This is a genomic window from Saccharopolyspora sp. NPDC002376 (assembly GCF_053593195.1).
In genome coordinates this window covers 1-17,056 of record NZ_JBSFBZ010000095.1, presented here as the reverse complement: position 1 = coordinate 17,056, position 17,056 = coordinate 1, and the positions used below count along the sequence as shown (strand labels likewise).

Sequence of the window (17,056 nt, the reverse complement as noted above, 5' to 3'; positions counted from 1 at the left end):
GCCAGGTCACGGACGAGCGGGAACACTATTTTCCGGCTGATTGCCCTGCGCCAGATACGCCGCCGCTTTACGCAGGACCTCGTTCTCCTGCTCCAACAACCGGTTGCGCTTGCGCAACTCCCGCAGCTCTGCGGACTCCTCACGAGTGGTCCCGGCACGCTTACCGTCCTCAACGTCGGCGGCACGCAACCAGTTGGCCAGACAGGACTCGGAGATCCCGAAATCCTTGGCGATCTGCTTCAGCGGAGCCTCGCCACGACGGGCGACCGCGACAACGTCGTCACGGAACTCCTGGGGGTAGGGCTTGGGCACGGTCGCATCCTTCCAGGCGAGGCCGAAGCCTCACACGTCAGGTGTCAACCAAACCCTGAGCAGACCCCTCGCCGGCGGCGGCGACTACCACAAGCAGGATCGGGTGCGGGCGCTGTATGCGCCGTTGGCGCTGCTGGCGCTGCCCGTGGTGTGGCTGGTTCTCGTCCTCGTCGGATACACCGCGATGTTCTGGGCGGTGGGTGTTCGGGGCTGGTGGGCTGCGTTCTTCCAGAGCGGATCGTCGCTGTTGACCCTGGGGTTCAGTGCGCCGGTTGATGCGATGACGGCAGTGCTGGTGATTTCTGAAGCTGCGTTGGGACTCGGACTGCTGGCGCTGCTCATCTCGTACCTGCCGTCGATCTACGCCTCGTTCTCGCGGCGTGAAGTGATGGTGACCAGCCTGGAGGCCCAGGCAGGCACCTCGGCATGGGCGGCCACGCTGCTTGAGCGGCAGGCCCGCATCGGCGGCCTGGACGACCTCGAATGGTTCTGGCGGGACTGGGCTCGCTGGTTCGCCGACATCGAGGAGACGCACACCTCGTCTCCGACCCTGGTGCACTTCCGTTCGCCTCAGCCGGATCGTTCGTGGGTCACCGCGGCCGGTGCGGTCCTGGACACCGCCGCACTCATTGACTCCACAGTGGACGTTCCATGTCAGCCGCCTGCTGAACTGTGCATCCGTTCCGGATACTTGGCGTTGCGACGCATCGGTGACTTTTTCGGCATGCCGTACGACCCCGACCCCAAACCGGACGATCCGATTTCCATCGACCGGGCTGAGTATGACGCCGTGTGCCAGCGGCTGATCGACGCCGGGGCGCCGCTGCGACCGGACCGGGACCGGACCTGGCGTGACTTCGCTGGCTGGCGTGTCAACTACGACGCCGTGCTGCTGCGACTGGCGTGGCTGTGCCGAGCCCCGTCCGCCCCGTGGTCGGCCGACCGAGCCATCCCGTTCCGCCCCACACCGATGCTCCGCCGCAGGACGAGATCCTGACCGCATCCTCCGCCAGGACAGGGGACGGGTGAAGGATCCACTGAGCAGGCGCGCCCCGAAACCGAGCTCCACGAACCTGCAGATTCTCGCCATCAAGGCACTGAGCCCGAATTCCCATCGCCGAAGCCCATGACTGGCGGCGACTGACCCGATCACGCCACGGGCAAGGCTTCGGCGACTCGCAGTTCCGGCAGTGAAGCACGACGATGACATTGATCAAAAGGGCCTTAAGGCTCAACCCGACGTCCGGTCTTCACCGCGGGCACGTACCAGCCACGCACCGGGGCTCCGTCCGAAGATTCGCACGTACGGCTAAAAAGTTGAGCATGGCTATAGGCAGACCTACGCTCGTTCGAGAGATGGCTCACGCTCGGCCGAAAATCCAAGCATCTGGCCTGCCAGGGCGGTCCTTTCGGAACCGGTGCTCCGCCTCATCGCGTGGCTGCGGCGCCACTCCGCCCTTCTTGGCCAGGCTCGTCGACGCGGCACAGGCGTAGACCTCCATCGCGAGCACGGAGGGGGCGTAGCAATGACCGACCTGGACACGCTTTCGGTGAACACGATTCGCGGACTGTGCATGGACGCGATCCAGAAGGCGAATTCCGGGCACCCCGGGACTCCTATGGGCATGGCGCCTGTTGCATACACGCTGTGGCAGCGGTTCTTGCGGTTCGATCCCGCCGATCCCATCTGGCCGAACCGCGACCGTTTCGTGCTCTCCGAGGGCCACGCCTCTGCTCTGCTCTGGTCGCTCCTGCACCTGACCGGCGTCCGCGCGGTCGATCCCGACTACGAGGTGCTCGGCCGGTCGGCGGTAACCCTCGACGATCTGAAGTGCTTCCGGCAGCTCGATTCGCGCTGCCCCGGTCACCCCGAGTACCGGTGGACGAGCGGCGTCGAGACGACCACCGGTCCGCTCGGCCAGGGGGTCGCCACCTCCGTCGGTATGGCGATCGCCGGCCAGTGGCTGGCGGCGAGATTCAACCGTGAAGACTTCACGCTTTTCGACTTCGACGTGTACGCGCTCGCCGGGGACGGCTGCATGATGGAGGGCATCTCCTCCGAGGCGGCGTCGCTGGCCGGGCACTTGCAGCTGTCCAACCTGTGCTGGATTTACGACTCCAACCGGGTCACCATCGAGGGCCACACCGACATCACCTTCACCGAGGACGTCGCCGCTCGCTTTCTGGCCTACGGCTGGAACGTGACCACTGTTGCCGACGCCAACGACCTCGATCAGATCAGCCGAGCCTTCCGCACCTTCCGGGCCGAGACCGGTCGTCCGACCCTGGTTCTGGTGCACAGTCACATCGGCTACGGGTCGCCGGTCGAGGACTCACCGAAAGCACACGGAGCGCCGTTCGGGCCGGAGGCGGTCAGAGCCACCAAGCGCGTCTTCGGAATTCCGCCGGACGCCGACTTCCACATTCCCGACGGTGTGCCCGACTGGTTCGCCCAGGGCATCGGTGTGCGGGGCGCCGAGTTGCGCACCGGCTGGGAGAAGACGTTCGATGCCTATCGCAGCGCACACCCCGATCTCGCCGAGGAGCTGGAGCGGATCCAGCGTCGGGAGCTCCCGGACGGCTGGGACACCGCGCTGCCCACCTTCCCAGCCGATCCGAAGGGCTTGGCGACTCGCGATTCGTCCGGCCAGGTGCTGAACGCCGTGGCCGAGGCGATCCCCTGGGTCCTCGGCGGGTCCGCCGACTTGGCACCGTCGACCAAGACCCGGCTCACGCTCGGCGGAGCGGGCGATTTCCAGCCCGACGACCGGTTCGGGCGCAACCTGCACCTCGGCGTCCGGGAGCATGGGGCTGCGGCCGTCGCCAATGGAATGGCGCTGACGAAGCTCCGTCCGTACTGGTCCGGGTTCCTGATCTTCTCCGACTACGCCAAGGCGGCCATCCGGCTCTCCGCGTTGATGGAGATCCCCACCGTCCACATCTTCACCCACGACTCCATCGGCGTCGGCGAGGACGGACCCACTCACCAGCCTGTCGAGCAGCTCGCCGGGCTGCGCGCAACACCCGGGCTGCTCGTCTTCCGTCCCGCCGACGCGAACGAGGTCGTCGAAACCTGGCGAGTGGTCGCCGCGCTCCGCCGGGAGCCCGCAGCGCTGATCCTCTCCCGGCAGGCCCTTCCCACTTTCGATCGCAGTCGGCTCGGGGCGGCCAGCGGTGTCGCGCGGGGTGCCTACGTGCTGGCTGACGTGCCCTCGGGCGAGCCCGAGGTGATCCTGCTCGCCACCGGCTCCGAGGTGTCGCTGGCCTTGGCCGCGCATGACGAGCTCACCGACGAGGGCATCGCGTCCCGGGTGGTGAGCATGCCGTGCTGGGAGTTGTTCGACCGCCAGCCGCGGGAGTACCGCGATCAGGTGCTGCCGCCTGCGGTGACGGCCAGGGTCGCGGTGGAAGAGGCCTCGACGCTTGGCTGGCACCGGTATGTCGGTGCCGGCGGGGCCATCGTCGGTATGCACACCTTCGGTGCGTCCGCGCCCCTCAAACAGCTGCTCACGAAGTTCGGGTTCACCCCTGAGCGCGTCTCGCAGGTAGCACGCGAACTGGTATGGAGTGAGGAGGCAATGACGTGAAAGCGACTCAGTCCCTGCACGAGCTCGGGCAGAGCCTGTGGCTCGACAACATCACCCGCGACATGCTCGACTCCGGTCGGCTCCAGCACTACATCGACAACTACTCAGTCACCGGTCTGACATCGAACCCCTCGATCTTCGACAAAGCGATCTCCTCCGGCTCGTACAACGCGGCCATCCGCGCCAGAACGGCGTCAGAGCAGCCGGATGAGGAGCTTTTCTTCGAGCTGGCCGTCGAGGACCTCCAGAGAGCTGCCGATCTTTTCCTGTCCGTTCACGAGCGAACGGACGGTGTGGACGGCTGGGTGTCCCTGGAGGTCTCGCCGCTTCTGGCGTACGACACCGCGCGGACCATCGAAGCGGCGAAGGCACTGCACGCCCGAGCGGGCCGGAGCAACCTGTTCATCAAGATCCCCGGTACCGCCCAAGGTCTCCCGGCTATCACCGAGTGCATTGCCTCGGGCGTACCGGTGAACGTCACCCTGTTGTTCTCGGCCGACCACTACCGGGCTGCCGCCGACGCGTACCTGACGGGCGTCGAGCGCAGGGCGGAGCGGGGACTCGATCCGGCCGTGGGTTCGGTGGCCTCCGTTTTCATGTCCCGCTGGGATGCCGCCGTCAGCAGCGAAGTACCGGAAGAGCTGCGGGACCGGCTCGGCCTCGCGGTCGGACAGGACACGTACCGGGCGTACCGCACCCTGATGGACTCGGATCGGGTGCAACGCCTGGAGAACGCTGGTGCACGCATGCAGCGACTGTTGTGGGCGAGTACCCGCACCAAGGACCCCGACGCGTCGGACACGCTTTACGTCCACGGACTCGCCGCGCCGTTCACGGTCAACACGATGCCCGACGAGACGCTCAAGGCTTTTTACGATCACGGCGAGGTGGGCGAGCCCATGCCCGTCGACGGCAACGGCTGCGACGCGACGCTAGCGCGGTTCGCCGACGCAGGAGTGGATGTCACAGCGCTCGCTGCCAAGCTCCAGAGCAGCGGTGCGGCTTCCTTCGTCGCCTCCTGGAACGACCTTCTGGCCTGCATCTCCGCACAGCGGGAGGCCCTTGTTCGCCCCTCTTCCTGACCCGAACCGACCGATCCGAGGGCCGAAAGATGTCCATCACGCCCCTCCGGCAGCAGCCGTCGTGGAAGGCACTTGAACAACATCACGCCGAGATCGGAACCGTCCATCTGCGTGCACGTGGCCCTGCGCATGCCGAGGGGGACTCTTCGACAAACCTCTCATCCGTCGTTACCGCGCCCTGAAACGCCAGGGCCGTACCCAGGAGAGCAGCCATGGCAACTGACAGCCCCACGCAGCTCGGCATGATCGGACTCGGCCGGATGGGCGCGAACCTCGTGCGCCGGCTCATGCGCGACGGCCACCACTGCGTGGTTTATGACCTCAACGAAAGCGCAGTAAGGGAGCTGGAAGAGGAGGGCGCCGTCGCCGCCGGATCGCTCGGTGACTTGGTGGCGAATCTGGAGCGGCCACGGGCCGCTTGGCTCATGCTGCCGGCCGCCGTCGTACAGCCGACCCTCGACCAGCTGGTCGAGCTCCTCGACCCGGACGACACAGTCATCGACGGCGGCAACTCCTACTACCGCGACGACATCACCCGGGCGGAGCAGCTTGCTCCTCGCCGCATTCATTACCTGGATTGCGGTACCTCGGGTGGTGTCTGGGGACTAGAACGCGGCTACTGCCTCATGATCGGCGGCGAGACCGAGCCCGTCGCCCGACTGGACCCCATCTTCCGGACCATCGCGCCCGGCGCCGGCACCGCCGAGCCGACGCCGAGCAGGCAGGCCAACGGGACAGCACCGGACGGCTATCTGCACTGCGGTCCGAGTGGAGCCGGGCACTTCGTGAAGATGGTCCACAACGGGATCGAGTACGGGATGATGGGCGCGATCGCCGAGGGTCTCAGCATCATCGAGCACGCGGATGCCGGGCGTCGCAAGCACGCCGCTGACGCCGAGACCGCCCCGCTGCGCGAGCCGGAGTTCTACCAGTACGAGATCGATGTCGGCCAAGTGGCCGAAGTGTGGCGCCGCGGCTCGGTCGTGGGCTCCTGGCTCGTCGACCTGACCGCTGACGCACTTGCCCGGTCACCGGAGCTGGAGGAATTCACCGGGCGCGTCTCGGACTCCGGCGAAGGGCGATGGACGGTACTGGCGGCGGTCGATGAAGGCGTACCTGCCGCCGTGATCACCACTGCGCTCACCGAACGGTTTCAATCCCGAGGCCTGAGCGGGTTCGCCGACAAGCTCCTGTCCGCCATGCGCAGTGAGTTCGGCGGACACGCCGAGAAAAGGAGCTCATCGTGACACGCCCGGACGACCACGTGATCGTGCTCTTCGGCGCCACCGGCGACCTCGCCAAGCGCAAACTGCTCCCCGGACTGTTCCACCTCGCCTGGGCAGGCCTCCTGCCGGACGGCTACCGCATCGTGGGCTCAGGCCGGGCTCACTCCGCGCTGGACGACGATGCGTTCCGCAAACACGCGTACGATGCGGTCGCCACCTTCGGACGCTGCGAGCCGTCCGGGCCGGTGTGGCAGTCCTTCGTAGACTCGCTGTCCTTCGCCGCATCCGACCCACCGGATGCCGGCCCGCTGCTCGCGGCCGTACGGGCGGCCGAGGACTCCCTCGGCGGGCAGCCACGCAAGCTCTTCCACCTGGCCGTTCCGCCCGCCGCGTTCGGATCCGTCATCGGAATGCTCGGCGACACGAACCTGGCGGAGAACTCGAAAGTGATCGTAGAGAAGCCCTTCGGCACAGATCTCACGTCAGCGCGAGCGCTCAACAAGACCATCCACGCCGTCTTCGACGAATCCCGGACCTTCCGCATTGACCACTTCCTCGGCAAGGAGTCGGTGGACAACATCCTCGCTCTCCGCTTCGCCAACGGCATGTTCGAACCCATCTGGAACCGGGACCACATCAGCAATGTGCAGATCGACGTGCCCGAGACGCTCGGCCTCGAGGGCCGCGCCCACTTCTACGAAGGCACCGGAGCTTTCCGGGACATGATCGTCACACATCTGATCCAGGTGCTGGGCATCGTGGCGATGGAACCGCCTGTCTCGCTCGCCGCCCAGTCGCTGCGCGACGAGAAGGCCAAGGTTTTCGAAGCACTACGCCGCATCGAACCCGAGCACGTCGTACGCGGCCAGTACGACGGCTACCGCGACGAACCGGGCGTAGCCCCCGATTCGCAGACCGAGACGTTCACCGCGCTGCGGCTGGAGGTGGACAACTGGCGCTGGGCCGGTGTGCCGTTCTACCTGCGCTCCGGCAAGAAACTCGCACAACATCGCGAGACGATCACCCTCGGCCTGCGCGAGCCGCCCCTGAGGATGTTCCCCACCGATGTCCCCCAGCAGGAGAATTACCGAAGCAACAAGATCGTGATCGACTTCGGGGACCCCGGGTGGATCGCCGCCTGCTTCCTGGCGAAGGAGCCCGGCCCCACCATGCGACTTGCACCAGAAGCGATGACCTTCCGCTACGCCGACTCCTTCTGCCAGGAATACGGGCTCGAAGGCTACGAGCGATTGATTCTGGACGCCATGCTGGGCGACCAGTCGCTGTTCACCCGGTCGGATGGCATCGAGCGCATCTGGGAAGCATCGACCCCGTTGCTCGAGAATCCACCGCCGGTGCAGCCGTACACCCCCGGCTCATGGGGTCCCGAACCTGCCGTCAGCGAACTGATCGCACCACACCAATGGCATCTGGAAGACGCCGACGACACCGTGCGGGAATAGCGACGTTCCCCGGTGACTCTGCGAGATTGTGCCTCGCAGGGAACTCGGCCCGCCCAGTCGGAAAGCTGTCGAGGCCTGTATCGACGCGAAACTGGCCGGTCAGTCGCCCGAGACCGAGGTAGCCGGAGCAACGCCCGGCCTGAATGCGCGCGTCGGCTCGATGACACTGCCGGTGTCAGCGCGGATGAAAGGAAACGGCCATGTCATGGTTGATCGGCAATCAGGGCATGCTGTGGGCTGTAGCGTGCAAAGCCGTGCTCCTCTACGGCACCGGTTTGCTCGGTTTGCGTCTGACGAACCGGCGCACGCTCGCTCAGATGTCGCTCTTCGACTTCGTCACCGCAGTAGCGATTGGGGCGGTCATCGGACGCACAGCCACCGCACCGGACACCTCCTACGCGGAAGGTGCTGCAGCCCTGTTCGCGTTGATAGCGGTGCACCAGCTGATCGGTTACGCACGCTTCTGGTCAATCGGCCAGCGGTTGACCGACCACCGGATCAGGCTGCTCGTCGTCGATGGCGACGTCCAGGTGAAGGAGCTGCGGGCATGCGGTTTGACCATGGCGGATCTGCGGGCGGCGTTGCGGCAACAAGGTGTTCGTGACCTGGCAGAAGTGCGGCACCTCATCTACGAACGCAACGGCAGGTTCACTGTCGTGCCAGCCCGGCAGGAACCTGGGGAATTGATCAATGCCGAGGTGCGTCTCGCAGCCGAGCGTCGTCGCGCACCTCGACATCCGGGGTAGCACGCGCATGGTTCGGAGGGAGCCGATGCGCAGGTGGCTGTCGTTGACCGTCTTGCCAGGCTTCGGTAGGTCCCGGAAATGGCGGAAGCCCTTCTCGGCCAGCAACTAGATCATCGATCCCGGACGGCCGGCGCTGCCGCTTGGCCACGATCTCGGGTCAAAGGGACCTGATTACGGGTAAGTAGCTTTCCAGCAGGGTAGCGAAGCGTGATCCCGGGGCGGCCGCCGCTACCGCGACGGCATCGGGTGCTGTGTCGACGTCTCGCAGCGGTGGCAGTTCGCGTACGCGCAGGCCAGCCGTGGTGAGTCGGCGGCGCTGGACGGTGCCCGTGTGCGGCGTGGACATCGGGACGCCGCGCAGGAGCGTCGGGTCGGGGGCGGCAAGGCCGAGCGCCCAAAACCCGCCGTCGGTCGCCGGGCCGAACCACGCGTCGCATTCGTGCCACGCGCCGGATACCAATGCGGGGGCGAGCAACTGGGGGGTCAGCTGCGGGGTGTCCGCGCCGACCACCAACGCGGGGCCGTCGGCGACGGCGCTGAAGGCCTCGGCCAGGCGTTCATCGAGGCCGCCGGCGACCTGCGGTATCACCTCGACACCGGACGGTAGCCAGCGTCCAGGCGTGCCGTCCAGCACGAGCACCCGGCGGCGGGCTGGACAGCGGCGTACGGCCTGCAGGGTGTCGGCGAGCGCGGCCTCGGCCAGCGCGGCGGCCTGGGCGGGGGTAAACGGCGGGGTCAGCCGGGTCTTGACGTACCCGGGCCGTGGCTGCTTGGCGATGACCAGCAGGGTGGTCGGTGGCCCGGTCTGAGGCATCATCGGGCGGTTCCCGCGTGCCGGCGCGGTGGCTCGTTGAGCACGGCGCGCATGTCGCGGACGGCGTGCCAGGTGCCGCGCCAGGTTCCGGTGACCTTGGACCGCCCGGCGCGCGGGTGGTATGGGACGTCGATCTCGTGCACGCGCCATCCGGCGTCGGCGGCGTGGACCACCATTTGCAAGGGGTAGCCCGATCTGAGGTCGGTCAGAGTCAGTGCGAGCAGGGCCTGCCGACGGGCCACCCGCATCGGTCCGAGGTCGTACAGGTGCAGGCCGGTGCGGCGGCGGATCAGGCGAGCCAGCGTGTGGTTGGCGAGGCGGGCGTGCACCGGCCAGGAACCTGGACCGGTGGGCCTGCGGCGGCCCAGCACGAGGTCCGCGTGGCCCTCGAGGACGGGCGCAGCCAGCAACGGCAGCAGCCTGGGGTCGAGGGAGGCGTCGCAGTCGCAGAAGCCGACCAGGGGTGCGGTAGCGGCGTGCAGCCCGGCCGCGCAGGCGGCACCGAACCCGCGCAGCGGTTCAGCGACGACATGCGCGCCAAGCGAGGCGGCGAGTTCGGCGGAGCCGTCGGTGGAGCCGTTGTCCACGACCACGGCACGCCAGCCAGGCGGGATCCGCCCCAGCACCCAGGGCAGGGCGGGCGCCTCGTTCAAACACGGAAGCACCACCTCAGCGGACGGCGAAGGATCATCCCGCACGTCTTCCAGGCTAAGCAGACAAACGAGATTTCGTGTTGTGGATCAGCCCGAGGCGCGGGCCTGGGTGTGATCTGCGGTTCGAGGCGGTGTCGGAGTCATTCTGCTGGCACCTGGGTGGTGCCTTCGCGCAGCGGGGCGCCGGCGAATTCCCGCATGCCTTCGGCGAAGGACACCTGCGGTAGCCAGCCGAGTTCCGCGCGCAGCCGCGCTGAGCAGGCGGTGATGTGGCGGACGTCGCCGAGACGGTACTCGCCGGTGATTACGGGCTGTGGCCCGCCGCAGGACGAGACCAGCGCGGTGGCCATCTCCCCGACCGTGTGCGGGGTTCCGCTGCCGACGTTGTAGGCGCGCAGCGTCCCGGACGGAAGCAGGTCGTCCATGGCCGTGAGGGCGGCGAGGTTGGCGGCGGCGATGTCCTGGACGTGGATAAAGTCCCGACGCTGGCCGCCGTCCTCGAAGACGCGCGGGGGCTTACCGCGGGCAAGTGCTGAACGGAACAGCGAGGCCACACCAGCGTACGGGGTGTCGCGCGGCATGCCCGGACCGTAGACGTTGTGGTAGCGCAGGGCGACCACGCGGCCGCCGCTTGCCCGTGCCCAGCAGGCGGCTAGGTGCTCCTGGGCGATTTTCGTCGCCGCGTAGACGGTGCGTGGGTCCGGCGGCGCATCCTCAGTCACCGGTTCGGGTATGAGCGCCGACGCGCAGCGTGGGCAGACGGGTTCAAAGCGACCCGCGGCCAGATCCTCGGCCCGCCGGGGGCCGGGGCGGACGGTGCCATGCCGGGCGCAGGAATAGCGCCCCTCGCCGTAGACCACCATCGACCCGGCCAGAACGAGGGCAGGCACCCTCTGGCGGGCCATCGCGCTGAGCAGGACAGCACTGCCAAGATCGTTGCACTCCACGTAGTCGGGGGCATCGCCGAAATCCTTGCCGGCACCGACCATGGCCGCCTGGTGGCAGACGGCGTCCACACCGCGCAGCGCGGCTTCCACAGTCGCAGGCTCCCGGACATCGCCGCGCATGAACTCAACGCCGCCATGCGGTGGGGTAGGGCAGGGCGGCGCACCGTGCGCGGCGGGCAGCAGCGCGTCCAGCACACGCACCCCGTGCCCGGCCTCTGAGAGCACGCGGACGATGCGTGTGCCGATAAACCCGGCCCCTCCCGTGACGAGCACCAGCACACATCGGAGGCTAGGCCGGGTCTGGACACCCGGCGCAGCGAAATCGTGGCCGCAGCTTGCGGCTGTCACCGTGGCGGTGTGGGAATGCGCACGCTCGGCACCACGGTGCTGCTGGTGGTATGCGTTCCCGGTCGTCGCCCTGGTGGGAATGGGTGGCCGAGGTGAATGGCTTGCCGTCACCGCCGCGGGCACGGCGCTCTACATTGGAAGCCAACCGGCGGTGCCACCCTTTCGGCTGGCGAGGGCCACCTGGATGCGCGCCGGATGCGGACAGCCGATGGGATATGTGCCAAATTCGAGGCGTCCACATGCAACGCCCTGATCATGCCCTGGGGGATCCACCCCGCCGTGGAGCGGCCTGGGAGACGGGGGAGCTGATGTCATCCAGCGGCTCGAAACACCCGAGCTCGGACGACGGACGCAACCGAGGCCGCCTCAAGCGCGTGGGTGCCGCGATTGGGCTTCCGGCGGCCCGGGCTGCCGCGCACACTCGCGCCGTCACGGTACGCGTGGCCGCCATGGTGGCGGTTCTTGCGACCGGGGCTGCCGCTCGTGCCAGGGCCGTGGTGCGGCGGATCGGGCAGATACCCCCGCCACCGGGCCCGTTTCGTCCCGGATTCTGGCGCAGTCCGATCCGCGGAACGTGGCTAACCTCAGTATTCGGCCTGGTTCTGCTGATCGGTATCCCGCTGCTGTTCGTCACCGGGGCGCTGTCCTACGCCGCCTACAACCCTGGACTCGACCCGGTCAACGACCAGACTCCGGACAAGGGCCTGCTGGGTTTCTACCTCTTTGACTGGCCCACAAATCCGTACTGGCTGTACCGGCTGACACAGGGTGTACACGTCACGCTCGGCGTGGTCCTCGTGCCCGTCCTGCTGGGCAAGTTGTGGTCGGTGATCCCGAAACTGTTCGAGTGGCCACCGACCCGCAGCCTCGCCCACGCCCTGGAGCGGCTGTCTCTGCTGATGCTGGTCGGCGGGGCCATCTTCCAATTCGTCACGGGCATCCTCAACATCCAGATCTACTACGTCTTCCCAGGCTCCTTCTACACCCTGCACTTCTACGGCGCCTGGGTGTTCATCGCCGCCTTCGTCCTCCACGTCTGCCTCCGATTCGGCCGGATGACGCGCGCCTTGCGCTCCCGCAGCCTCGCCGCTGAACTGCGCACCGACCTCGCCCACACCCACTCCGAGCCACCCGACCCCGACCACCTGGCGCCCACCGCCCCAGCGGCGCCGACAATGACCCGTCGCGGCGCGCTGGGACTGGTCGGAGCAGGATCACTTCTGCTGTTCGTGGTCACCGCGGGACAAAGCATCGGCGGCTGGATGCGCAACACGGCCCTATTCGCACCGCACAACCGCGATCCGGGCAAGGGCCCAAACGGCTTTCAAATCAACAAGACCGCCGCTTCCGTCGGCGTCACTACAGCGCTTATCGGCCCGAACTGGCGACTTGAAATCCATGGCCACGGGCCGCCGCTGATCTTCACCCGCGAACAGCTCCTGGCCATGCGCCAGCACGCCGCCGACCTGCCCATCGCATGCGTGGAAGGATGGTCCACCGGAAATCAGCACTGGAGCGGCCTTCGACTGGCCGACCTCGCCGCCATGGCCGGACTGCCCCACGCCGGAAGCGTTCTGGTGGAGTCCGTCCAACCCTCCGGCCCCTTTGCCACGGTGGCGCTGCGGGGCAATCAGGTTGCGGACCCCCGCTCGCTGCTGGCCCTGCACGTCAACGGCGCAGACCTCTCCGTTGACCACGGTTTCCCGGCCCGCATCATCGTCCCGGCCAACCCCGGTGTGAACAACACCAAATGGGTGCACCGGCTCACCTTCAGAGCATGACCATGACACGATTCCTGCGCTGGTACGGCTCCGGTCCCTTGCACCTTCTCGTCCTGATCTGCTCGTTCGCCCTCGCCGCCTACGCCCTGGTACGGCTGTTCACCATCCGCCCGCTTGAGGTAGCGATCTGGTTCGTCGGCGCAGCCATCCTCCACGACCTCATCCTGCTTCCGCTGTACTCGCTGGCAGACCTGTCGGCCCGCGCTGTTCTGCGGCATCGCCCCACCCGTCCACCACAGGTCCCGTGGATCAACTACCTGCGCGTGCCCACTTTCCTCTCCGGTGTGCTCCTGATCGTCTGGTTCCCCCTCATCCTCGATCTCTCCGAGCTCTACCCGAGCGCTGCCCGGCTGCCTGAAAACGTCTACCTAGGCCGATGGCTGGCCATCACGGCGGTGCTCTTCGGCGCCTCCGCACTGGCCTTCGCCATCAAACTCCGCCGTGTCCGCCGCGCCACCCGCCTCAATCAGAAAGACGCCACACCAGGCGAGGACACCCCACCATGACCACCGGCGTCAGGCGGCCCTCCAACCGTGAAGATCGCATCCCGGCCAGCCCGCCGCCGAGGGTGCTGGCACTCCTTGAAATCGGCCGCCCCTGCTCGTTCTCCTCAGCTGGTTGTGGACTCGCTCAAGGGGCGGCCCATATAGAGAGACATGGCCGACTTCTGCTCTGCAAACATCGATCAACTCCCCTCTCTTGCAAGGTAATCTCGGCGAGGTGAACGATCGCGCCCCTGTTGGTCCGCCGGAGGTCCTCGGGTCGCTTGGCGCGTCCTTCCTGCTGCATGAGCACCCCGACGTGACCAGCCCCCTGGAGGTGTGCTGCGCGCTGGGCGTTCCACTGGAGCGGACAGTCAAGACCTTGGCATTCGTCACCCCCGAGGACTGTCTCCTGGTGACGGCGCTGCCCGGGCATGCACGGCTTCGGTACGGTGCTCTCGCCCGCGCAGCCGGGATCCGCCGCAACGACCTGTCCGCGCCAGCCGCCCGGTGTCGGCGGCCTACGAGTCGGTAGGCCACATCTGGACTGCGACCGCATGGCAACGCCGCGGGATCGCGCGGCGCTTACTGGCTGAGGCAAGGTCGCGGTTCCCAGTCACCAGCGTCGAGGAGCCATACACCGACGAAGGTGCTGCGTTTCTGGGTGCCTGCCCGGACCCGAAGATCCCTCCTCATGACCGATTGCATCGGAGTCCGCAACGCTGACCGCGACAGGCGCCCCGCAGCGGGTAACCCATGCTCGCTGCGGAGCACCAACAAGAGCCGTCCTGGTGGTGGCCATGATCCTGAACTTCGGTCAGGCTACCGTTGTCGTCGACGGGGACCGGGCGAATCTGGTGGCGGTGAGAGGGGCCTGGAGGAAATCTCGGCGTTGGGATCGACCCGGTGCACGTGTCGTCGGAGGTCGCAAGCTGATCGGTCCCCGTCAGCGGAGGTTGCTGGTGTGCCCGAGGGAGTACCGGCCTGGCTGCGGCATGTAGGTCAGACCGTGCGGACCGGCGCCGACCCGGATGCGGGCCAGGAGTTGGCCCGTGTCGGTGTCGAACACGTAGACCTCGTTGTGATATCGGCCGGACAGCCACAGCTGCTTGCCGTCCGCGGAAACCCCGCCCATGTCCGGGCTTCCGCCGCCGGGGATCTGCCACTTGCCGATGGGCTGGTGGGTCGTGGTGTCCAGGACCGACACGCTGCCCTCCCCGCGATTGGCGACGAACGTCCGCCGCGAATCGCGGGAGAAGTAGACCCCGTGCGCACCCTTGCCGGTGGGCACGAAGCCGATCTGCTTGCTCGCCGCACCGTCGAACAGGTACACGCCGTCGGCCATCATGTCGGCCACGTAGAACGTCCTGCCATCCGGAGCGAGCCGACTGTCCTGCGGCATCCCGTTGGGCACGCGGTCGAGTTGGAAGGTCCGAACCTGCTGGCGCCCGGCGACGTCGAGCACGATCATCTTGTTGGCGAACTCGCACGTCACCAGCGCGAACTTGCCGTCGGCGGTGAAGTCCATGTGGTTGACCCCGGCGCAGTCCGGGACGTGCAACTGGCCCTGCGGCTGCCAGGTGTGCGGATCGTAGAAGTCCAGGCGCTTGTAGTACTCGGCGACGACGATGGCTGAGCTGCCGTCCGGGGTGAAGTACAGGTTGTACGGGTCCTGGATCGGCAACGGGATTCCGGGCCTGCCGGTCATCGGGTCGACCGGGGTGAGCGTCCCGGCCGGCACCTTGTCCGCAGTGACATAGAGCGTCTTCAGGTCGTAGGACGGAACCACATGTTGCGGCTCGTTGCCGCCGGGAAACGTGTCGACGACCTTGAAGGTGTTCGGGTCGATCACCGAGACCGTGTCGTCAAGGCTATTGGGCACGTACACCAGATTGCGCACCCCGTTCATCGCTTCCGACAAATGGCCGGGACGGGTTGCCGCGTAGACGTCATCCGGGTCGAGCGGGGGTGGCATCCCCGGCAGGAAGTCGGTCTGCGGTGGTGCCGGAAACGCCGCAGGCACGGGCACGTCGGCGAGCATCTGGGGGTCCGGTTCCGGGGCGCTGCAGGCCGCCGCCATGAGCCCGAAGATGCCCATCACCACAAGGAACGATTTCCTGAGCCGCATGGCCGCGACGCTACAAGCCACCGGAAGGAAACCGCGGACGACCACACCTCCGAACTCGGCACAAGACCTTAAGGGGTGATGATGGGATAGTTGGGGCGCCGCACCCGATGCCCGCTCGTTGGCGCCTGACCTAGCACGCGGCTGCATGCTCTTGCTGATCGTGCTGGGAAACGCACACATGTTCCTTTACGGGCAAAAGATCGGTGTGCGCCGATGTTATTGATCGGGAAGGCAAATATGTGGTTTCAGGCGGCGTTGCGGACCTCGGGTTTGCCGAAGTAGGCGCGAATTCGGCCAGGCGACTTTTGGAGCTGGTGGAGGAAGGAGCGGACGCTTGTTTCAACTCGTCCTTGGATTTCGGTGCTGTGCCGGTGGACATGGTCCGTTTGAGGTCGGCGTTGAGAATCTCATCTGGATTGAGCTCGGGGCTGTATCCGGGCAGGAAGTGCATCTCGATGGCCTCGGCGTGATCGATGATCCACCGCTGGACGCTCTTGCGGCGGTGGACAGGGTGTCCGTCGACGATCAGGTGGATCTAGCGGTGAAGGTGGCGGGTCAGCCGGTCCAGGAACGGCAGGAACACGCCCGCGTTGAACGATCCGGTGTAGACGGTGAAGTACAGCTCGCCCTTGTTGCCGATCACGCACATGGTGTTCACGCTGAACCGTTTGCCCGTCTTGCCCACCACCGACGTCGTGCCCCTCGGGGCCCAGGTACGACCGACGGCGGCGTCGGAGCGGATCCCGGTCTGGTCCAGCCACAGGATCAGCGCGCCCTCACGGCGGGTGCGGGCGGCGATAGCCGGATAGTCCTCCTCCAGCCATCGGCGCACCGCTTCCGGGTCCTGCTCGTAGGCTTTGCGGATCGGCTTCTGCGGCGACAACCCGGTCCGGATCACCTGGATGCGACGGCAGTGAACACGGTGTCGAAGGGCTTGGCCGAAAGAGGCGTCCCGGTCGTGGATCAGGAACCGCGCCTCCACGCCGACGTCCTCCAAGTCCATCAGCAGGTTGCGGGCCTGCTGCACGACCCAGTCGGCGGTCGGGTGGAAGGTGGCGCCCAGTACGCGGACGTGGCGGGTGGCGTGCTCGATCACGGGCAGGACGTATGCCTTGGACCCATCCAGCAGGTCGACGACAGGCCAGGATCGCGGCGGCTTGGGAACGTAGGGCAGGTCGCGGTGCCAGCGCAGCAGCGTGCTCGGGGTGACGATTAACCGGATCTTCGGCAGCTGGCCGGATGGGAGTAGCCGTGCCAGCAGAGCCAGCCGTGCCCGGTCGGCCCAGGTGAGTTTCCGTGTCACCGCTTCCCTAAGCGCCGGGCGATGGTTGCGGCGGCTGCGTCAGGTACCGGCCGCCACACCGCTCCCATCCCAGGCGCGGGCATTGCCCGTAGGGATGCAGCCATCCCGCGATGCGCATCACGACGTGTGCGGCCGACCGCCACCGGACGCTCCGCATCCGGACCAGCCACGCGGGTGTGGCGTG

14 protein-coding genes and 2 pseudogenes are annotated in these 17,056 nt (G+C 67.1%); 10 read left to right on the top strand and 6 right to left on the bottom strand.

Features of this window, described 5'->3' with window-relative positions:
• Positions 1–312 (bottom strand): annotated as a pseudogene (locus ACWCO2_RS35335) (transposase); the annotation flags it as partial.
• A gap of 103 nt (positions 313–415) precedes the next feature.
• Between ACWCO2_RS35335 and ACWCO2_RS35330 the strand changes: the two are divergent.
• The 6 genes from ACWCO2_RS35330 to ACWCO2_RS35305 all read left to right on the top strand — a co-directional run bounded on the left by ACWCO2_RS35330 (position 416) and on the right by ACWCO2_RS35305 (position 8,416).
• The gene (locus ACWCO2_RS35330) at positions 416–1,309 is read left to right on the top strand and encodes a hypothetical protein (RefSeq protein WP_450132158.1); all 894 of its coding nucleotides are present in this window, start codon (positions 416–418) and stop codon (positions 1,307–1,309) included.
• Positions 1,310–1,838: 529 nt separating this feature from the next.
• Positions 1,839–3,899 carry a transketolase gene (gene tkt, locus ACWCO2_RS35325; RefSeq protein ID WP_450132157.1) on the top strand — a complete coding sequence of 687 codons (2,061 nt, stop codon included), beginning with the start codon at positions 1,839–1,841 and terminating at the stop codon, positions 3,897–3,899.
• Positions 3,896–4,981 carry a transaldolase gene (tal, locus tag ACWCO2_RS35320; protein WP_450132156.1) on the top strand — a complete coding sequence of 362 codons (1,086 nt, stop codon included), beginning with the start codon at positions 3,896–3,898 and terminating at the stop codon, positions 4,979–4,981. Before tkt ends, tal begins: the two co-directional genes overlap by 4 nt.
• Before the next feature lie 212 nt (positions 4,982–5,193).
• The gene (gnd, locus tag ACWCO2_RS35315; protein WP_450132155.1) at positions 5,194–6,228 is read left to right on the top strand and encodes a phosphogluconate dehydrogenase (NAD(+)-dependent, decarboxylating); all 1,035 of its coding nucleotides are present in this window, start codon (positions 5,194–5,196) and stop codon (positions 6,226–6,228) included.
• Positions 6,225–7,670: a glucose-6-phosphate dehydrogenase gene (gene zwf / locus ACWCO2_RS35310; RefSeq protein ID WP_450132154.1), complete on the top strand. Its 1,446-nt coding sequence runs from the start codon at positions 6,225–6,227 to the stop codon at positions 7,668–7,670. The genes gnd and zwf overlap by 4 nt, the downstream gene beginning before the upstream one ends.
• Before the next feature lie 200 nt (positions 7,671–7,870).
• A complete protein-coding gene (locus tag ACWCO2_RS35305) occupies positions 7,871–8,416 on the top strand; it encodes a DUF421 domain-containing protein (protein ID WP_450132153.1) in 546 nt (181 codons plus the stop codon).
• Between the two features lie 157 nt (positions 8,417–8,573).
• Here the strand turns inward: ACWCO2_RS35305 and ACWCO2_RS35300 are convergent, their stop codons facing one another.
• From ACWCO2_RS35300 to ACWCO2_RS35290, 3 genes are all read right to left on the bottom strand, one after another.
• Complete coding sequence (locus tag ACWCO2_RS35300) at positions 8,574–9,233, bottom strand: TIGR04282 family arsenosugar biosynthesis glycosyltransferase (protein ID WP_450132152.1); 660 nt, start codon at positions 9,231–9,233, stop codon at positions 8,574–8,576.
• Positions 9,230–9,928, bottom strand: coding sequence for a glycosyltransferase (locus ACWCO2_RS35295; protein ID WP_450132151.1), 699 nt, complete (start codon positions 9,926–9,928; stop codon positions 9,230–9,232). Before ACWCO2_RS35295 ends, ACWCO2_RS35300 begins: the two co-directional genes overlap by 4 nt.
• Before the next feature lie 95 nt (positions 9,929–10,023).
• Entirely contained in the window at positions 10,024–11,109 is a 1,086-nt protein-coding gene (locus ACWCO2_RS35290; RefSeq protein ID WP_450132150.1) for an NAD-dependent epimerase/dehydratase family protein, read from the bottom strand.
• 518 nt (positions 11,110–11,627) lie between these two features.
• Here ACWCO2_RS35290 and ACWCO2_RS35285 point away from each other — a divergent pair.
• The 4 genes from ACWCO2_RS35285 (at position 11,628) to ACWCO2_RS35270 (ending at position 14,167) form a co-directional block, all read left to right on the top strand.
• On the top strand, positions 11,628–12,959 hold the full coding sequence (locus ACWCO2_RS35285) for a molybdopterin-dependent oxidoreductase (RefSeq protein WP_450132159.1): 1,332 nt from the start codon (positions 11,628–11,630) through the stop codon (positions 12,957–12,959).
• Positions 12,956–13,465, top strand: a complete 510-nt coding sequence (locus ACWCO2_RS35280) for a hypothetical protein (protein WP_450132149.1) — start codon at positions 12,956–12,958, stop codon at positions 13,463–13,465. The genes ACWCO2_RS35285 and ACWCO2_RS35280 overlap by 4 nt, the downstream gene beginning before the upstream one ends.
• Positions 13,466–13,679: 214 nt before the next feature.
• A complete protein-coding gene (locus ACWCO2_RS35275; protein ID WP_450132160.1) occupies positions 13,680–13,976 on the top strand; it encodes a YbaK/EbsC family protein in 297 nt (98 codons plus the stop codon).
• Positions 13,952–14,167: a hypothetical protein gene (locus ACWCO2_RS35270; protein ID WP_450132148.1), complete on the top strand. Its 216-nt coding sequence runs from the start codon at positions 13,952–13,954 to the stop codon at positions 14,165–14,167. Before ACWCO2_RS35275 ends, ACWCO2_RS35270 begins: the two co-directional genes overlap by 25 nt.
• A gap of 220 nt (positions 14,168–14,387) precedes the next feature.
• Here ACWCO2_RS35270 and ACWCO2_RS35265 read toward each other — a convergent pair whose 3' ends face one another.
• Positions 14,388–15,569 (bottom strand): YVTN family beta-propeller repeat protein, encoded by a 1,182-nt coding sequence (locus ACWCO2_RS35265; RefSeq protein WP_450132147.1) that lies wholly within the window; start codon positions 15,567–15,569, stop codon positions 14,388–14,390.
• 130 nt (positions 15,570–15,699) lie between these two features.
• Positions 15,700–16,572: pseudogene (locus ACWCO2_RS35260) on the bottom strand (IS630 family transposase).
• Between the last annotated feature and the right edge of the window lie 484 nt (positions 16,573–17,056).